Annotated in this window: 10 protein-coding genes and 1 pseudogene; 6 read left to right on the plus strand and 5 right to left on the minus strand. The window is 63.8% G+C overall.

The genetic code is table 11. The annotated features are described in order from the left end of the window. Positions 1-88 precede the first annotated feature (88 nt). Together HJB91_RS06380 and HJB91_RS06385 are read right to left on the minus strand one after the other, a co-directional pair. Entirely contained in the window at positions 89-3,841 is a 3,753-nt protein-coding gene (locus tag HJB91_RS06380; protein WP_221145925.1) for a peptidoglycan-binding protein, read from the minus strand. Positions 3,842-4,179: 338 nt separating this feature from the next. Continuing rightward, positions 4,180-4,863 (minus strand): DNA-3-methyladenine glycosylase I, encoded by a 684-nt coding sequence (locus HJB91_RS06385; RefSeq protein WP_221145927.1) that lies wholly within the window; start codon positions 4,861-4,863, stop codon positions 4,180-4,182. Between the two features lie 241 nt (positions 4,864-5,104). Between HJB91_RS06385 and HJB91_RS06390 the strand changes: the two genes are divergently transcribed. The 3 genes from HJB91_RS06390 to HJB91_RS06400 all read left to right on the plus strand — a co-directional run bounded on the left by HJB91_RS06390 (position 5,105) and on the right by HJB91_RS06400 (position 10,557). Continuing rightward, the gene (locus tag HJB91_RS06390; protein ID WP_221145929.1) at positions 5,105-6,901 is read left to right on the plus strand and encodes an acyl-CoA dehydrogenase C-terminal domain-containing protein; all 1,797 of its coding nucleotides are present in this window, start codon (positions 5,105-5,107) and stop codon (positions 6,899-6,901) included. A gap of 171 nt (positions 6,902-7,072) precedes the next feature. Continuing rightward, positions 7,073-8,281 carry an acetyl-CoA C-acetyltransferase gene (locus tag HJB91_RS06395; RefSeq protein WP_210629294.1) on the plus strand — a complete coding sequence of 403 codons (1,209 nt, stop codon included), beginning with the start codon at positions 7,073-7,075 and terminating at the stop codon, positions 8,279-8,281. A gap of 68 nt (positions 8,282-8,349) precedes the next feature. After that, entirely contained in the window at positions 8,350-10,557 is a 2,208-nt protein-coding gene (locus HJB91_RS06400) for a 3-hydroxyacyl-CoA dehydrogenase NAD-binding domain-containing protein (RefSeq protein WP_221153859.1), read from the plus strand. 314 nt (positions 10,558-10,871) lie between these two features. On the opposite strand, the gene HJB91_RS06405 is transcribed toward HJB91_RS06400, so the two are convergent. Continuing rightward, positions 10,872-11,372, minus strand: a complete 501-nt coding sequence (locus HJB91_RS06405) for a MarR family winged helix-turn-helix transcriptional regulator (protein WP_210629293.1) — start codon at positions 11,370-11,372, stop codon at positions 10,872-10,874. 58 nt (positions 11,373-11,430) lie between these two features. Here HJB91_RS06405 and HJB91_RS06410 point away from each other — a divergent pair, with 58 nt between their 5' ends. Next, on the plus strand, positions 11,431-11,835 hold the full coding sequence (locus tag HJB91_RS06410; RefSeq protein ID WP_221145933.1) for a GFA family protein: 405 nt from the start codon (positions 11,431-11,433) through the stop codon (positions 11,833-11,835). Between the two features lie 98 nt (positions 11,836-11,933). Continuing rightward, positions 11,934-12,378, plus strand: a pseudogene (locus HJB91_RS06415) (YybH family protein). A gap of 15 nt (positions 12,379-12,393) precedes the next feature. Here HJB91_RS06415 and HJB91_RS06420 read toward each other — a convergent pair. Beyond that, entirely contained in the window at positions 12,394-13,590 is a 1,197-nt protein-coding gene (locus tag HJB91_RS06420) for an MFS transporter (protein ID WP_210629291.1), read from the minus strand. Between the two features lie 135 nt (positions 13,591-13,725). On the opposite strand from HJB91_RS06420, the gene HJB91_RS06425 reads away from it, so the two are divergent. Further along, the gene (locus tag HJB91_RS06425; RefSeq protein WP_221153869.1) at positions 13,726-14,283 is read left to right on the plus strand and encodes a TetR/AcrR family transcriptional regulator; all 558 of its coding nucleotides are present in this window, start codon (positions 13,726-13,728) and stop codon (positions 14,281-14,283) included. A gap of 9 nt (positions 14,284-14,292) precedes the next feature. Here the strand turns inward: HJB91_RS06425 and HJB91_RS06430 are convergent, their stop codons facing one another. After that, on the minus strand, positions 14,293-17,796 hold the full coding sequence (locus HJB91_RS06430; RefSeq protein ID WP_221153879.1) for a PAS domain-containing hybrid sensor histidine kinase/response regulator: 3,504 nt from the start codon (positions 17,794-17,796) through the stop codon (positions 14,293-14,295). Positions 17,797-17,985: the final 189 nt, after the last annotated feature.

Below are 17,985 nucleotides of genomic sequence, written 5' to 3' on the forward strand. Positions count from 1 at the left end.
GCGCCGCGGGGCCGGCGAAGACCCTCCCTAACCCCCTTGTGGGGAGGGGCTGGCGAGGGGTCTTAGGCTCGGCCTTCGTCGACGCGCCTCAGATCGCCTTGGCGACCTGCTTGTTGCGTTCGAGCAGCGCCTTGACGGTCGCGTCGCTCACCTTGCCGTCCGGCTCCTGGCCGATCGACTTCTGGAAGCTCTTGATCGCGGCGACGGTTTTCGCCCCCATTTCGCCGTCCGGCACGCCGGCGTCGAAGCCGTTATTGTTGAGGATCGCCTGGATGTTGCGGATCGCCTTCTTCATGTCGACGGTTGCCGTCTTCATGCCCGTGCCCGCCCATTCGTCGGGAATGTCGATGCCGTTGGCGCGATGGTCGAGCGGTTCCGGCTTCCAGAGATCGGCCTTGGCGCGCGCCCGTTCGAGCTGGTCGGCCTTCATGGCGTTGGCCACTTCGTCGCGCTTCTGCGCTGCATCCTTGTCGCCGGCCTTGGCGGCGATCGCGAACCACTTGTAGGATTCTTCCAGATCCGCCGGAACGCCGTTGCCCCTCGCGCAGAGGATTGCCAGGTTGAACTGGCTATCGGTGATGCCGAGATTGGCGGCCTTGGTGAACCACGACGCCGCCGTCGCATAATCCTGCTGGCCGAGTGCGCCGGAGGCGTAGAGAACGGCGAGATTGTGCATGGCGCTGGCATTGCCCTGGGTCGCCGCCTGCTCGTAGAAGCCCTTCGCCTTGGCGATGTCGCGTTCGACGCCGTTGCCCTTCTCATACATGCTGCCGAGCCGGTATTGCGCCGGTGCAAAACCCTTGTCGGCCGAAAGCTGGTACCAGCCTGCGGCCTGTTTCTGATCGACGCCCATGCCGTTGCGGCCGTCCGAATAGCGCGCACCGATCTCGAACAGCGCCAAGGCGTCGCCGCCCTGCGCCGCATCGGCAAGTGATTTCGGCTGCACGCTGTCGGGGATGGCGATCGCTGCCTGCGGCGCGGCCGCCGCTGCGGTCGGGCTGTTCGGAGTGAAGCTCGAGGTTTCCTGCGTAGCCGCGGACGAGCCGGCGGGGGCCAAGGTTGCAGCCCCTTCGCCGTCGAGCGGGGTTGCATCGGTCAGATGATCGCCGGCGGCAGCCGGGGCTTTTTCCGGCTGCGCCTGATCGATGGCCGGCGCGCGCTCCGTTGCAGGGGCGTTCATATCGGCAGAGCCGGTGTCCGGCTTGGCGGGTGTTGCCTCAGGCAGGACCGGCTGCGGGTTGTCCGTCACCCCCGTCAGTGCCGAGACCTCCGCCGGCGGCTGCGGTGCGGGTTCGCCGCTCGTCAGCGTCCGGGCCAGCGGAAAGGCCATGATGGCGAGCAGCACGGCGCCGACGGCGAGAAGAATTGGCCGGCGGTAGCGCGAAAAGGCGCTGGTTTTGCCCGCCTTGCCGGCCTTGTCGGCATTCGCGGCCTTCTTCTCAGCCTTGACTGCCGCCTGCTTCGGATTGGCGTCCACTTCCATTGCGGCTGCCTGCGCCGCCCGGCGCGCAGCGGCGATGTAATCGGCGCGATCGGTCTCGACGGCAGGTTTGCCGCGTTGGGCATTCTGGCTGGCGCGCACCCGCTCGAGAATCTTCTTGACGTCGGGCGCGCCCGAACCCGGCTCGAGCAGTTCGTTCGCGGCATCCGTTGGAACCACGTCGGCGGGATCGATCGACGGCGCCGGGTCGATCACCGGTCGCTCGTTCGCCTGCGTCTCGGCTTTCTTGGCGGGCCGCAGCCGCTTGCCAAGGCTGGCGAGCAGGCTGGTTCTTACCGGTGCCGGCGTCGGGGCCTCCGGCGGCCGCGTTGCGGCTTCGATGGCGATTGCGCTCGTCGCGCTCATCGCCGTAGCCTGGGCGACCGGTTCGGCTGCGACCTCTGCCGTGCGGATGACCGGAGAGGCCTTCGCCGCCAGGACCGCCTCCGGTGTCTGGGCGGCTTCGGTCACCAACAGCGCGTAGGGGTCGACATCGAAATCGACGTCGGCCACCGGCATCTGAGCGATCGGCCGTCCGCGCTCTTCCATGCTGTCGAGGCGCTCGGCGATATGGACCAGCGTCTCGTGCAGCGCCTTGAAGGTCTTGTGCGTGCGCTCCTCGCTGTCGCGGCTGATATCCTCGAGATGGCGCAGATCCTCGGCCAGCGCCGTCAGCGCCGACAGGTCGGCGGCGGGCACGCCGCCCTGCAGGCCGCCATTGCGCGAATAGGCCTCGACGACGGCTTCCGCCGCCTGGCGCGCCGCCTCGATGATATATTCGTCGCTTGTCGCCATATAGTCTTCGATCGCGCCCATGCGCCGGTCGAGATCGGCCGGAATTGCGGCGCCTTCGCGCGGCTCGCTCATCAGCGCCGAAAGATTGGCGATCTGGTCTTCGAGGTTCTTCAGCGCCCGCGGATCGGTTGGCGGCGCCGCTGTGGTCTCTTCCAGCCGGGCGGCGATGTCGCTCAGCCGGCCTTCGAGACGCTGGAAGGCTCTGTCATCGATCGCCGCGGCAGGTGCGGGTTGCTGATGGGCCATCTCGTCGATCCGCCGGGCGAGATAATCGAGCCGCTGAGCCAGCACGTCGTTGACGGCGCCGTTCTCGAGCGCGTCGATCTTGCGGGAGATGTCGGAAAGCGGTCCGGTGAGGTCGGGTTGCGCGGCCGCCATCTGGGTGCGCTCCAGCAGGTAGGAAAGATGTTCCAGGCGCTCGTCGAGCCGCGACGTCGCTTCCGCCTTGGTCAGCTCCTCGACACGCTCCGTCAGCGCCTCAAGCCGCATCGCCAGCTCGTCGGCCGGGTTTGCGCGGCTGGCCGCGTCATGGCTCATCAGGTCGATCTGGTCGGCGAGCGACGAGAGGCGGCTTTCCAGCCGCTGCATCAGCGTCGGATCGTTGCCGGCGGCCGCGCGTCCGCTGGCGGCGATCGCCCGGCTGATCTCATCGAGCCGCGTGTCCATGGCCGCGAACTGCTCGGACATGACCCGGTCATGCGGCTGGATCATGTTGCCGAACTGCTCCATCGCCGTGGCGATGGCGATCAGCTTGTCTTCCAGTGCCCGCACCGCCGGGCTTTCGCCCATGCCGCCGATATGGCGCTTGATATCGTCGAGCCGGTAGGCCAGCGAAACGAGCTCTTCCTGCAGCCCCTCGGTATCGAGTGCGGCAAGCCGGCTCTCGACGCCGTCCCAGCGGTTTTCCATGTGGCGCAGCGAATCCTCGCGCGCCAGTCCGTCCATCAGCGAGCGCAGCTCCTCGAACTCCTCCCGCAGGCCGGCGGCCTCGGGGCCGCTCGAGCGGCCGGTCAACTGGCTGATGCTCTGGGCAAGACGGCCCATGTCGGCGCGGATGTCGTCGGCGAAGCGGCTGTCTCCGGCAGTAGCCTTGATCTCGCGGAGTTCGGCGCGCAGCGCGCTCATCTCGCGGGACACGCCCTCGGAAATGTCGCGCTTCAGGTCTTGGCGCAGGTTGACGAGCGCCTGGGCGATCTCGGTCATCGTGTCGTCGCCGGCGCGCAAGGCAGGGGCGGCGAGTGGCGCCGCGGCGCGGGGTGCGGGGTCGCGCAGCTGAGCGGCCTGCTCGCGCCCATAGGAGCGTTCGCGGCCCGCTTCCAATGCGCGCTGGCGCTGGCGAATTTCCGCCAGCGGATCCGGCCGCGGCTCGAGCGGCGCCCTTGCCGGCCGCGGCGCATGGGGGGCCGCATAAGGATCGCGCTCGGCCGTTGGCGTGCGCGGCCGCTGATCGCGTCCGCTGCCCATCAGCCCTTCGATGCGCGCCTCCAGCCCTTCGATCGTGCGGTTCAGCGCATCGAGCGAGGTCCTGTCGGACTGTCGGGAAGGATTTGATCGCGATCCGTTCATCTTCTTGCTCGCTTCGACTGTTCGACCTCTCGTCAGAGCTCGATCCGTGGCTTTTCCGTCTATGGCCCGCGCCTGTCACGGACCGGAGCGCCTTCATCCATGAGAAGATAGTCAATTAGACTTTCCTCGCGCTGAACGATGTAGCGGCATCCTTGGGAAACGCGAGACGGGGAAAAGGAATGCGGATCACTACGGCTCAATCCGCACCTTTCACGAAACGTGGTAAACAAGCCGTTAAGATCGATGAGAATTTTTTAACGTTTGCATCCGAAAGGCCATTTTAGACGGCAATTGCCGTGAAATTCGCCGGATCGAATGGACATCATCCGATCGGAATTTCAGCGCGCCGCGTCGATCGAATAGGCGCTGATGCGCGAGAGATGGATGAAGGAAAGCCCGGTCTCCTCGGCCCAGTCGTTGAAGGCCTGCTGGATCAGTTGCTGGTCCTTCTTCGCAGTGCCGGAGGAGGAGAGCGGCACGCCGGCCGATCTCAGGCAGGCGAGCACGTCGAGCGTGGCGACGAAGCCGTCGCGGCCGATGCCGCGCAGGAAATACTGGCCGGTCATGCCGCCGAGCCGGCTGCCGCGTTTGCTCAACAGCTCGAGAAGGCCGATCTGGTCCTCCCGCGGCCAGTCGGCGAAGAAGGCGCCGGCGCTGCCATGTTCCCTCGCCAGCTCTCTGACGAAGGCGGCATTGGCGCGAACCGACATGATCTTCGCGCCATTGCGGATGATCCGCGCGTCCGATGTCAGCTCATGCCAGTAATCGTCGGGCGCGATATTCAGCGCCGCCGGATCGAAGCCGGAAAACGCCGCCTCAAAGCCTGGCCATTTCGCATCGATCACCTTCTGCACGAAGCCGCTGTAGAAGATTCGGCGGGTCATGTCGGCCAGGATGCGGTCGTCCGGCATCGCGCGCAGCCGGTCGTGATCCGGCCGGTAATTCTGCAGCAGGGCCTGGAGGCCTGCCGCTCCGCCTTTTCGTTCTTCCGCGCGCTGCCTTATCGCCTCGAAACTGATCATGCCGACCCACCTGATGCATAGTGAAAGACGCTTGCGCTTATAAGCCATTCCCCAATGGACAAGGAAGATGAGATGACGTCTCCTGCCTCCGCATCAACGGCTTGCGGATTCGCGCTCTCCAATTTTTTCATGAAAAGGCGATCGAGAGGCAGGATTTGACGTTTACGCAAACGTCAATATTTTGTAAGACGATGACCAAGGCCGGCGCGATCCGGTTATTTGAATGGGAGGAATTTGAGAGATGCCAGTCTACAAGGCCCCGGTGAACGATACGCTTTTCGTTCTGAACGACGTGCTGGGCCTCGAACGCTACAACAATCTTCCCGGTTTTGCCGATGCGACGCCCGATATGATCGAGGCGATCCTCGGCGAGGCGGCCAAGGTGGCCGAGGAAGTTCTTTTTCCGGTCAATTATTCCGGCGACCAGGAAGGCTGCAGACGCCAGGACGACGCCAGTGTCTCGACGCCGAAAGGCTTCAAGGAAGCCTATAAGGCCTATCGTGAAGGCGGCTGGATCGGCCTTGCGGTGCCGGAGGAATTCGGCGGGCAGGGGCTTCCCTATACGCTGCATGCCGCCGTCGGCGAATATACCTCCGCCGCCAACATGTCGCTGATGATGTATCCCGGCCTGACCCAGGGGGCGATCGCCGCGATCCTCGTCCATGGCACGCAGGAACAGAAGGAAACATATCTGCCGAAGATGGTCGACGGTTCCTGGTCCGGCACGATGAACCTCACCGAGCCGCATTGCGGCACCGATCTCGGCATGCTGCGCACCCGTGCGGTGGCGCAGGCGGACGGTAGTTACAAGATATCTGGCCAGAAGATCTTCATCTCCGCCGGCGAGCACGACCTGACCGACAACATCGTCCACCTGGTTCTGGCCCGCATCGAGGGCGCACCGGAGGGCACCAAGGGCATCTCGCTGTTCATCGTCCCGAAATACCTGGTCGGCAAGGACGGCACCCTCGGCGACCGCAACCCCGTCACCTGCGGCGCGATCGAACACAAGATGGGCATTCACGGCAATGCCACCTGCGTCATGAACTACGACGAGGCGACCGGCTTCCTGATCGGCGCCGAAAACCGCGGCCTCAACGCCATGTTCGTGATGATGAACGAGGCCCGGCTGATGGTCGGCCTGCAGGGCATCGCCATTTCTGAGATCGCCTATCAGAATGCGGCGAACTACGCCCGTGACCGCATCCAGGGCCGCTCGCTGTCCGGCGTCAAGGCGCCTGATAAGAAGGCCGACCCGATCATCGTCCATCCCGACATCCGCCGGACGTTGATGACCATTCGCGCTTTCAACGAGGCTGGCCGCGCCTTCCTGCTCTGGACCGCGCTAAAATCCGATATCGCCCACCGCGCCACCGACGAGAGGGAGCGACAGACGGCGGACGACATTCTCGGCCTCGTCACCCCGATCCTCAAGGGCGTGATGACCGACAGGGGCTTCGACCACGCCGTCATGGCCCAGCAGGTGTTCGGCGGCCACGGCTATATCGAAGAACACGGCATGAGCCAATATGTGCGCGATGCCCGCATCGCGATGATCTACGAAGGCGCCAACGGCATCCAGGCGCTCGATCTCGTCGGCCGCAAGCTCGCTCTGAACGGCGGCCGCGCCGCCATGGCGCTGTTCAAGGAGATCGGCGATTTCTGCGAGGAGAACCGCAGCGACGAGAAGCTCTCGTTCTTCACCAAGCACCTGAAGAAAGGCTTGAACGACGTCCAGGGCGCGACCATGTGGTTCATGCAGAACGCCATGGCCAAGCCCGACAATGCCGGCGCCGGCTCGACCGATTACATGCATCTCTTCGGCCTCGTCGTTCTCGGCTATATGTGGGCGAAGATGGCGAAAGCCGCTGAGGAGGGCCTTGTGTCAGGCGATGCGAGCCGCGAGGATTTCCTGAAGAACAAGCTGGTGACCGCCCGCTTCTTCATGGAACGCATCATGCCGGAAACCGCCCTGCGCAAGGCCCGCATCGAAGCCGGCGCCGATACGATGATGGAGTTGGCCGCGGAAGCGTTTTGAGCCGGTTCTCCCTCCCCCTTGTGGGGAGGGTTGGGGTGAGAAGCGGTCGGCGCAGCCGACGAAACGATCCGGTGAATCGTTTCGAGCGCCGAACGCCCTGAGTTTATACGAAGGGCTATTTGGTCTTCGCAGATTTTGAAGGCGCGTCGGCGCCGCCAGGGAGACGAGACAATGACCGAGGTTTTCATTTACGATCACGTCCGCACGCCGCGCGGCCGCGGCAAGAAGGACGGCGCCCTGCATGAGGTGCCTTCCGTCCGCCTCGCGGCCAAGACGCTGGAAGCGATCCGCGACCGCAACGGGCTCGATACGACAACCGTCGACGACATCATCATGGGCTGCGTCGATCCGGTAATGGATGCCGGCGCCGTCATCCCCAAGGCTGCCGCCTTCGAAGCCGGCTATTCCACCCGCGCGCCCGGCATGCAGATCTCCCGCTTCTGCGCCTCCGGCCTCGATGCCGTCAATTTCGCCGCCGGCAAGATCGCCCAGGGCGCCGACGACATCGTCATCGCGGGCGGTGTCGAAAGCATGTCGCGCGTCGGCCTGGGCATGTCCGGCGGCGCTTGGTTCATGGACCCTTCGGTGAACTTCCCGGCCTATTTCATGCCGCAGGGCGTTTCGGCCGATCTCATCGCCACCAAATATGGCTTCAGCCGGATCGATGTCGACGCCTACGCCGTCGAGAGCCAGAAGCGCGCCGCCCATGCCTGGGAGCAGGGCTGGTTCGACAGGTCGGTCGTGCCCGTCAAGGATCAGAACGGCCTGACGATCCTGGATAAGGACGAGCATATGCGCCCCGGCACCGACATGCAGGCGCTCGCCTCCCTCAACCCGTCCTTCCAGATGCCCGGCGAGATGGGCGGCTTCGAGGCCGTCGGCATCCAGGCCCACCCCGAGATCGAAAGGATCAATTATGTCCACCATGCCGGCAATTCCTCCGGCATCGTCGACGGCGCCGCCGCCGTGCTGCTCGGCTCGAAAACCGGCGGTGAAAGCATGGGGCTGAAGCCGCGCGCCCGCATCAAGGCTTTCGCCAATATCGGCTCCGACCCGGCTTTGATGCTGACCGGGCCGGTCGACGTCACCGAGAAGCTTTTGAAACGGACCGGCATGAGCCTGTCCGACATCGACCTCTTCGAACTGAACGAGGCCTTTGCCGCCGTCGTGCTGCGCTACATGCAGGCCTTCGACATCAGTCACGACAGGATCAACGTCAATGGCGGCGCCATCGCCATGGGCCATCCGCTCGGCGCCACCGGCGCCATGATTCTCGGCACCGTGCTCGACGAGCTGGAACGCCGCGACCTCAACACCGCGCTGGTAACGCTCTGCATCGGCGCCGGCATGGGCACGGCAACCGTTATCGAACGCGTTTGATGGGATCGGAACCCTTCCTTTGAGGGGACGGGCTTTACCGCAAGAGAATTCAGGGAGAGGAATTCCCAATGAGCACCTACACCAATTTCACGCTCGAAACCGACGCCGACGGCATCGCTCTCGCCACCTGGGACATGCCCGGCAAATCGATGAACGTCTTCACCGCCGAGGTAATGGAAGAGCTCAACGCCATCATCGATGCGACCACGGCTGACGCTGCCGTCAAGGGTGTCGTCTTCACATCAGGCAAATCCTCCTTCTCCGGCGGCGCCGATCTGTCGATGATCAAGTCGATGTTCAGCTCCTATCAGGACGAGAAGGCAAAGAGCCCGGAAAAGGCGGTGCAGACGCTCTTCGGTCTCGTCGGCCGTATGTCCGGCCTGTTTCGCAAGCTCGAAACCTCGGGCAAGCCATGGGTGTCGGCGATCAACGGCACCTGCATGGGCGGCGCCTTTGAACTGTCGCTCGCCTGCCACGGCCGCATCGCCTCCAATGCCAAGAGCGTCAAGATTGCGCTGCCCGAGGTCAAGGTCGGCATCTTCCCCGGCGCCGGCGGCACCCAGCGCGTGCCGCGGCTCGCCAACGCCCAGGACGCGCTGCAGATGATGACGACGGGCCAGTCGCTGAGCGGCTCGCGCGCCAAGGCGATGAACCTCGTGCATCAGGTGGTCGACCCGGATCAGCTGATCCCCGCCGCCAAGCAAATGATCAAGGATGGCCTGAAGCCGGTCGCGCCCTGGGATGAGAAAGGCTTCAAGCTGCCGGGCGGCGGCATTTGGACGCCGGCATCAGCCCAGCTCTGGCCGGCCGCGCCGGCGATCCTGCGCCGCGAGACCTCGGGCAATTATCCGGCGGCCCTCGCCATCCTGAAATGCGTCTATGAAGGCCTGCAGGTGCCCTTCGATACCGGCCTGAAGATCGAGCAGCGTTATTTCACCGAGGTGCTGCAGACCCGTGAAGCCTTCTCGATGATCCGCTCGCTGTTCATCTCGATGCAGGAACTCGGCAAAGGCGCCCGCCGCCCGGCCGGCATCCCCAAGTCCGAACTCAAGCATGTCGGCGTCGTCGGCGCCGGCTTCATGGGCGCTTCGATCGCCTATGTCACCGCCGCTGCCGGTCTCCCGGTGACGCTGATCGACCGCGACATGGAAGCTGCCGCCAGGGGCAAGGCCGTGTGCGAGGGCCTCGTCAAGGATTCTGTCGGTAAGGGACGATTTGCGCAGGACGAGGCTGCAGCCCTTCTCTCCCGCATCACTCCTTCGGCCGACTATGCCGGGCTCGCTACTGCCGATCTCGTCATCGAGGCGGTGTTCGAGGATCGCGAGGTGAAGAAATCGGTCATCGAGGCGGTTGAAGCCGTGCTGCCGGAAGGCGCGATCTTCGCCTCCAATACCTCGACGCTGCCGATCACGGGACTGGCGAAGAATTCCAAGCGCCCGTCCAATTTCATCGGCATCCACTTCTTCTCGCCGGTCGAGAAGATGATGCTGACCGAGGTCATCCTCGGCAAGGAGACCGACGACAGGGCTCTGGCCGTCGCGCTCGATTATGTCGCGGCGATCAAGAAGACGCCGATTGTCGTCAACGATACCCGCGGCTTCTTCGTCAATCGCTGCGTGCTGCGCTACATGTCGGAAAGCTACGATATGCTGATCGAGGGCGTGCCGCCGGTCATGATCGAGAATGCCGCCAAGATGGCCGGCATGCCGGTCGGTCCGCTGGCGCTCAACGACGAGGTGGCGATCGACCTGTCGCTGAAGATCCTCAAGGCCACCGTTGCCGATCTCGGCGAAAAGGCGATTGACCCCAGGCATATGGAGTTGATCTCCCGCATGGTCGAAAAGGAGGGCCGCTTCGGCCGCAAGAATTCCAAGGGCTTCTACGACTATCCGCCGAAGCCGGCGAAGAAATCGCTCTGGCCGGAGCTGAAGAGCTTTTACCGCCAGAAGAACGCCGACGAGGTCGACGTCGCCGTTCTCAAGCAGCGCTTCCTCGTCACCATCGCGCTCGAAGCCGCCCGCACGGTGGAAGAAGGCATCGTCGCCGATCCGCGCGAAGCCGATGTTGGCTCGATCCTCGGCTTCGGCTTCGCGCCCTATACCGGCGGGGCGCTCAGCTATATCGACGGCATGGGTGTGGAGGCTTTCGTGGAACTGACTGAAAAGTTGGCGGTAGCTTACGGAGAGCATTTCAGACCGACGCCGCTGCTGAAGGATATGGCCGCCAAGGGCGAGACATTTTATGGGCGGTTCGATCCCTATGCTGCAGCGAAGTAAGCCGCTTCTGCGATCTTGATCCGAAGGCGGCCTGTTTTAAAAAGGGCTGTCTTTGTCGTCGAGCAGTGTGGCACCCCCTCTGGCCTGCCGGCCGTCTCCCCCACAAGGGTGGAGATCGGCTGGGCGCGAGGGCTTCCCCAAACAACTAAGGGGATGGTGAGTGTTGCTGCCGTTCGAGAGGGAGCGATAGCCAAGCCTCCGCCGATCTCCCTCCTTGTGGGGAGATGCCCAGCAGGCCAGAGGGGGTACCACACGGCACACGGTTAAGAGACAACTCTCCACCGCGAGCACAACCCGGAAGCATCGCCAGCAATTCAGCCGCGAGCCTCCTCCTTGGCCTCCAATATCTCCATCACCCGCGCCATCACCGCCCGCGCTGATTCAAGCTCCGCTGCCGTAAACGCCGCGCTCACCCCGTTCGCCCATTCCGCCTGCGCCACCTCGATCGCACCAAGCCGCTCCGCTCCATCCGCCGTCAGCAGCACCAGCTTGGCGCGCTGATGCTGCGGGTTATCGGCATAGGCGATCAGCCCTTCACCCTCCAGCACATCGGCAAGCCGCTGCACGCCCTGGCGGGCGAGGCCGAGCGTGCGGGCGATCTGCGCCACCGAAAGCTCGCCGCGCCTTGCCGCTGCCAGCACCTGCCAGCGCGCGCTAGTCTGTCCCGCCGGTTTTGACAACCGGTCGCCGGCGGCCGTCAGGTGACCGGCCAGACGCAGCGCTGTGATCGCGAAAGCGGAGAAGGCATCCCCTTCCATCGTTCGCTCCGGTCGATTATGTTTGACAATATGTTGTCTATTTCGTATCTCGTTCATGGTGACAACATATTGTCATATCCAAGTGTCTGATGCAACGTCGAAGGAGGAGCGCGCCATGAAGAAGACCTACCGGGGAAGCTGCCATTGCGGCAAAGTGCGTTACGAAGTGGATATGGACCTCGAGGCCGGGACCGGCCGCTGCAATTGCTCGATCTGCGCCAAGCGGCGTTATTGGGGCGCCAACGTCAAGCCGGAGGATTTCCGGCTGATGTGCGATGAGGCGGAGACATCAGACTACCAGTTCAACACGATGAGCGGCCATCACCGCTTCTGCCGCACCTGTGGCGTGCCGGCCTATGGCGACGGTTATGTCGAGGCGATCGGCGGCGCCTATGTCTCGATCAATATTGCCTGCCTGGATAATATTACGCCCGAGGAACTGGCGGCGCTGCCGGTTCGTTACGCCGATGGCAGGCACGATGCCTGGTGGAACGAGCCTGAAGTGACGAGTTATCTCTGAAGCAATTCCAGCAAAACGCGGAATGCCAAGATTGAAATGCATCATTGTCGGATCGTCCTCCTGCCGCGCGTCCTCCATAACGGAGAAGGAGAACGGCCGTGAAAGACGAAGCAAATGTCAGGCACGAGGAAGAGGCGGTCATCGCCATGCTGATGATGCGGGCCAAGGCGCTGGGGGAAAAGAACGCCGAGGAGGCGCTTTCCTACGAGGCCGAAGATTCCGTGGAATTTTCCCTTGCGCCGCCGCTGGTCATGAACGGCAAGGACAAGGCAGGCCTGCAGGCCTGGTTCGACACCTGGGAAGGTCCGATCGGCGGCGAGGTGCGCGACGCCAAACTGACGGTCGGCGAGGGTGTCGCTTTCTGGAGTGGCACTCACGCGGATGACCGGGAAGAAGACCGATGGCACCGAAGTCGATCTCTGGTTCCGTCAGACCCTCGGCCTCGTCAAGCAGGATGGCCGCTGGCTGGTCGCCCACCAGCACGCCTCGGTGCCTTTCGCCATGGATGGCAGCGGCCGGGCACTGCTGGATCTCCAGCCGTGAACACTCCCTCCGGAATCAGGCGGCATTCTCCGCCGTCTTTCCGGCGCGAAGGGCCACGATCCCGACGCCCAGCAACAGCAGGATCGCCGTCGCATAAATGTCCGTCGTCACCTGATAGCCGGCGGATTTCGCCAGGAAGCCTGCCAGAATCGCCGGCAGGCTGAAGGCGAGGTAGCTCTGCACGTAGAAGGCCGACAGCAGTCCGGCCCGCTCGTCCGCTTTGGCGAGCGGCATGATGGTGCCGAGCGAGCCGAGGAAATTGGTGCCGAAACCGGCGCCGGTCAAAATCGTGCCGATCAGCAGCAGCGGCACGTTTGCGAGATGCACGCCGGCAACGACCGTCAGGATACCGAGGGTCTTCGCCGATACGCCGAAGCCGAGATTGGCCTGGGCCGTCTTGCCGCGCCTGAGATAGACGGCGATCGCTCCGCTCGCCGTCAGTGCGGCGACGACCGCCCCGCCCGTCAGCGGCGCGGTGCTGCCGGTCGTGCTGGCGACCAAGGATGGGACCAGCGAAAGGTAGAAGCCGCCGAGCGTCCAGTTGGCGATATTGATCGGCGTCACCAGCGAGAGCGGCCGCTTCGCCTGCGGCGGAATGGAAACCCGCGGTATCAGAGAACCGAGCGCACCCGGCCGCGCGCCGCCGGTCTCGGGGATCAGCCAGATCGCGGCGGCCTGCAGCGCAAAGGCGACGAAGAGCAGCGCATAGACGAGATGCATTGGGAAGGGGCCATACTGGATCAGGGCGCTCGTGCCGACCGCACCCACCGCCATGCCGCAAAGCGGCGCAATCGAATTGACGATCTGGCCCTTCGCCCGGTCGACATCGACGAGGGCTGCTCCGAGCGAGGCGCCGGCGATGCCGGTGGCAATGCCCTGGACGATCCGCGCCGCGATCAGCCAGCCGGGACTGCTGGCGGCGACGAAGAGAACCATGGCGACGAGTTCGAGCAGCAGGGCAGAAAAGATCACCGGCCGGCGGCCGAGATGATCGGAAATCGAGCCGGCGGTCAGCAGCGCCGCCAGGAGCGCAAAGGCGTAGACTGCGAAGATCACCGTGATCAGCACCGGCGAGATGGAAAAGTTCTCCTGATAGATCCGGTAGAGCGGCGTCGGCACCGATGAGGCGCCGAAGAAGGTGGCGAGCGTCAGCGCGTGAAAACCGATCGAGGGACGCGGCGCATTCTCTGTGGATTTGGCGGCAGCGAACATATATAAGTCCCTTAAAGCTAACCCGTTGCGTTAGCTCCATGTAGGGTGAATAAGGCGCAAAGGCAAATTATTTGCGTTTATGCTCCTGTCAAAGATTTTGAACCATCAATGTCAGGACGAGGTCGGATTGCAGGCATGGCAGTGAAAGAGAATCTCCGTCCGGGCGGACGAAGCGCTCGGGTTCAGGCGTCGGTGCACAAGGCGGCGCGCGATCTGTTGGTCGAGATCAATCGCGCGGAGGTGACGATCCCGCTGATCGCCGCCAGGGCGGGCGTGACGCCGTCGACCATCTATCGCCGCTGGGGCGATCTGCAGGAGCTTCTCGCCGACGTCGCCGTCGAGCGGCTGCGGCCGGATATGCAGCCGGTCGACGCTGGCAGCGGCAGCGCCGATCTTCAGGCCTGGGCCGAGCAATATGCCGAGGAAATGTCCTCCGGGCCGGGCCGCGAGATGATCCGCGACGTGTTGGCCGCGCAGGCCGGCGCCAATGCCTGCAAGTGCTGCGAATATACGCGTCAGCAGATCGTCGTTATCGCCGACAGGGCAAAGGCGCGGGGCGAAACCTTCCCGGACGTCGATCTCGTGATGGATCAGGTTGTGGCGCCGATCATGTACCGCATCCTGTTTGGCGAGGTGCCGGATACTGCGCGTGTACGCGATCTCGTCGCTCGCGTCATCAGCCCGGGCGGCTGAGCTTGCCGGCTATTCCGCAGCCGCGCGTTTGAGGCCGGCTATCTGGGTGATATAGGCGCGCAGCGCCGCCGGCCGCACCGGCTTGTGTTGAACGGCGATGCCGTAGCGCTCGGCTTCGCTGCGCACTTCAGGCGTGCGGTCGGCGGTAACAAGCAAGGCGGGGAGGTCGATGCCGAACTGCCGGCGCAGATGCAGGATTGCGGCAAGCCCGGTGCCGTCGTCGAGATGATAATCGGCGATGGCAAGATCCGGCGGCCCCTCCCGGCCGTCCATGGCGATCACCTCGGCAAGGCAATCCACCGCCGTCACCTCGCAACCCCAGCCGCTGAGCAGCAACCGCATGCCTTCCAGGATCTTCGGCTCGTTGTCGATGCAGAGGATTTTCAGTCCCTTGAGCGGCTGCCCCGGGCGGTCGGCGGGGCTGACGGCTGCCGCAGCCTCGGCCGGACGTGAGACGTCGAGCGGCATGGAGATGCGGAATTCAGTGCCTCTGCCATGCGTCGAGAGCAGCTCGACCGGATGGTTGAGCACGCGGGCGATACGGTCGACGATCGAAAGGCCGAGCCCGAGGCCGGAAGCAGTCTTGGCGCCTTCGTCCAGCCGCGCGAATTCCTTGAACACGGTACGGAATTTCGATGGCGGAATGCCGATGCCGGAATCGATCACCTGAATGATCACCTGGTTGCCGCGCCGCCGCGCCCCGACCAGCACCTTCCCGGTGATCGTGTATTTTATGGCGTTGGAAACGAGGTTCTGCACCAGGCGGCGCAGAAGATTCGGGTCTGAGCGGACGCGCAGCGATGTCGGCATGACCACCAGCTTCAGCTGTTTCTCCCGGGCGATCGGCGCAAAATCGGTCTCGATCCGCTCCAGGAGATCGGAAAGCGCAACCGAGGCAAGCCGCGGCCGCATGGCGCCGGTATCGAGCCTGGAGATGTCGAGCACCGCGCCCAGAATGGTTTCGACCGATTCCAGTGCTGAATCGATGTTGCGCACAATCGGGCTGTTGTCGGATTGCGCCATACGCTCGACCAGCGCCGAGGAATAGAGCCTGGCGGCGTTGAGCGGCTGCAGGATGTCGTGGCCGGCGGCGGCGAAAAAGCGGGTCTTGCCGATATTCGCCTCGTCGGCAGCCGCCCGCGCTTCGGCCAGTTCGTGGTTGACGCGGGTGAGTTCCGCCGTGCGTTCGGCAACGCGTTGCTCCAGCGTCTCATTCGCCTGTTTCAGCGCCTGGTCGGCGCTGACGCGTTGGGTGATATCGGTGAAGGTGGCGACAATGCCTTTGTCCGGCATGGCGTTGGAGCGCACCTCGATGATCCGCTCACCGCCGCCGAGCACCAGCGCGAAGGGTTTGTCGAGCGTGAGGAAATGCCGCACCGTCTGCTGCAGATCGCCCGGCGCGATGTCGCCGCGCTGGCTGAGGATATTGACGATCTCGGAGAGGGGAAAGCCGACCTGGCCGGCATTCTCCGGCAGGTCGAGCAATTGCCGGAAGCGGCGGTTCCAGATTGTCAGCCGGTTGGAACTGTCGAAAACGGCAATGCCCTGATCCATCTGCGATAGCGCCGTCTGCAGCATGTCCTGGTTATATTGCAGCGCTTCGCTTGCCTGATCGAGCAGCCAGGCGGTGTCGGACGAAGCATCCTCGATCTTCTGCAGGATCAACGACAGCACCAGCCTTGCCGAGGACGAGCCGATGGCGCTGCCGAGCAGCTGTTCGCTGAAATGGATCAGCGCCATGTCGGCCGGCTGCTCGTCCTCCAGCTTGCGGCCGGAGCTTTGCTCATAGGTCGTCAACGAGCGCTGCATGCGCTCCTCGCCAAGATAGCGCGAGATCGCCGCCTTGAGGTCGCCGACGCTGATGCGGGTTTTCCAGCCCCGCGTGGCAAATTGCGAGCGTGAATGCCGTTTGACGAAAATGCCGGCCTGGATGCGTTCCAGCGGCCTGGCATTGCGGGTGAGCGATCCGACGATGACGAAAGCGGTGTTGACGAGCAGGCTCATCACGGTCGCATTGACCAGCGGGTCGGCGTCGGGCGCGGTAAACAGCGTGGCGCCGGGGAAGATGAAGCCGAGCACTACGCTTGCCACATGCGAATAATCGGGGCCGCCGAGCGACGGCAGGAACAGCAGGTAGACCCAGATGACGAAGCCGGACGTCAGCCCGAGGATGGCGCCGCGCGCATTTGCCCGCCGCCAGATTAGTCCGACGAACAGGGCAGGGGCGATCTGCGCGATCGCGGCGAACGAGAGAAGGCCGATCGAGGCCAGCCCCGCCGTGCTGTCGGTCGAGCGGTAGTAGGCGTAACCGAACAGCAGCACAGCGAAGATCGCGCTGCGGCGGATGTTCAGCAGCGTCTTGGCGAAATCGTCGCGCTGGCCGGTGCGGCCGGCGAGTTTGCGCCTCAGGAAGATCGGCATGATGATGTCGTTCGACACCATGATCGACAGCGCCACGGAATCGACGATGACCATCGCCGTTGCGGCGGAGAAGCCGCCGATGAAGGTGATCAGCGAAACCACCGGCATCTCGCCGGCAAGCGGCAGCGACAGCATGTAGAAGTCGGCATTGCCGGCGCCGCCGAAGGTCAGCAGCCCGCCGATCGCCACCGGCAGCACGAAGAGATTGATCGCGACCAGATAGAAGGGAAACAGAAAGCCGGCGAGTTTCAGCTGTTTCGCCGTCCGGTTTTCCACGACCGTCACGTGAAATTGCCGCGGCAGCATGATGATCGCGAAGGCCGATAGTGCGATCAGGGTGATCCAGCGGCTGATCGGCGTATGATAATTCAGCGCCGACATCACCAGGCTGTTTTCGACGGTCTTCTGCCAGAGGTCGGTCGGACCGTCGAAAAGAAACCAGATGACGCAGATGCCGGCCGTCAGGAAGGCAACCAGCTTGACCACCGATTCCATCGAAACGGCGAGGATCAGGCCGTCCTGGTGCTCCGTCGCATCGGTATGCCGCGTCCCGAACATGATGGCGAAGCAGGCAAGCACCAGCGTCGCGACGAGCGGCAGATCGAGAAAATAGAGATTGCCGCTGCCGATACCGTAATCGGACGGGTTGACCATGGCGCTGACGGTGCTGGAGATCGCCTTCAGCTGCAGCGCGATATAGGGAATGGTGCCGATCAGCGAGATCAGCGCGACGATGGTGGCGACCGTCGGGTTCTTGCCGTAGCGCGCGGCGACGAAATCGGCGACCGAGGTGAGCTTCTCCGCCTTGGCGAGCTCGATGATGCGGCGAAGCAGCGGCATGCCGAACGTGAAGACCAGGATCGGGCCGATATAGATGCCGGCAAATTCCAGGCCGCGCTGCGCGGCAAGCCCGACGCTGCCGAAATAGGTCCAGGAGGTGCAGTAGATCGCCAGGCTCAGCGCATAGACGACCGGCCATCCGCCTTCCAGCGAGCCCGGGCCGCGGTTCTTGCGGTCGCCATAGCTTGCCACGGCGAATAGCAGCAGCAGATAGCCGAAGGCAGACGCGAATATGACCCAGCCTGGAAGCATTGACCCTCCGCCGGTGACAGGTGCCGGCACCTCCCGCAATGCAGGTGAGCTTAAGTCATTTCAGGAGCCTTGAAAATTCCTGCCCGTCTAAGCCTTAAGTCAAAGACTGCACGCAGTCCTTTGCGGGATTATTGCGATTTGCAATTGATTAATTGCAGTGAAGATGTAGCTAGTGAAAACAACTGCATA

It is taken from the genome of Rhizobium sp. NLR10b, assembly GCF_019685435.1.
In the GTDB taxonomy this organism is placed as follows: Bacteria; Pseudomonadota; Alphaproteobacteria; order Rhizobiales; family Rhizobiaceae; genus Rhizobium.

What these genes read in the sequence shown, in the direction of transcription:
- HJB91_RS06380 (WP_221145925.1), bottom strand. Translation starts at nt 3,841, where the DNA reads ATGAACGGATCGCGATCAAATCCTTCCCGACAGTCCGACAGGACCTCG.
- HJB91_RS06385 (WP_221145927.1), bottom strand. Translation starts at nt 4,863, where the DNA reads ATGATCAGTTTCGAGGCGATAAGGCAGCGCGCGGAAGAACGAAAAGGC.
- HJB91_RS06390 (WP_221145929.1), top strand. Translation starts at nt 5,105, where the DNA reads ATGCCAGTCTACAAGGCCCCGGTGAACGATACGCTTTTCGTTCTGAAC.
- HJB91_RS06395 (WP_210629294.1), top strand. Translation starts at nt 7,073, where the DNA reads ATGACCGAGGTTTTCATTTACGATCACGTCCGCACGCCGCGCGGCCGC.
- HJB91_RS06400 (WP_221153859.1), top strand. Translation starts at nt 8,350, where the DNA reads ATGAGCACCTACACCAATTTCACGCTCGAAACCGACGCCGACGGCATC.
- HJB91_RS06405 (WP_210629293.1), bottom strand. Translation starts at nt 11,372, where the DNA reads ATGAACGAGATACGAAATAGACAACATATTGTCAAACATAATCGACCG.
- HJB91_RS06410 (WP_221145933.1), top strand. Translation starts at nt 11,431, where the DNA reads ATGAAGAAGACCTACCGGGGAAGCTGCCATTGCGGCAAAGTGCGTTAC.
- HJB91_RS06420 (WP_210629291.1), bottom strand. Translation starts at nt 13,590, where the DNA reads ATGTTCGCTGCCGCCAAATCCACAGAGAATGCGCCGCGTCCCTCGATC.
- HJB91_RS06425 (WP_221153869.1), top strand. Translation starts at nt 13,726, where the DNA reads ATGGCAGTGAAAGAGAATCTCCGTCCGGGCGGACGAAGCGCTCGGGTT.
- HJB91_RS06430 (WP_221153879.1), bottom strand. Translation starts at nt 17,796, where the DNA reads ATGCTTCCAGGCTGGGTCATATTCGCGTCTGCCTTCGGCTATCTGCTG.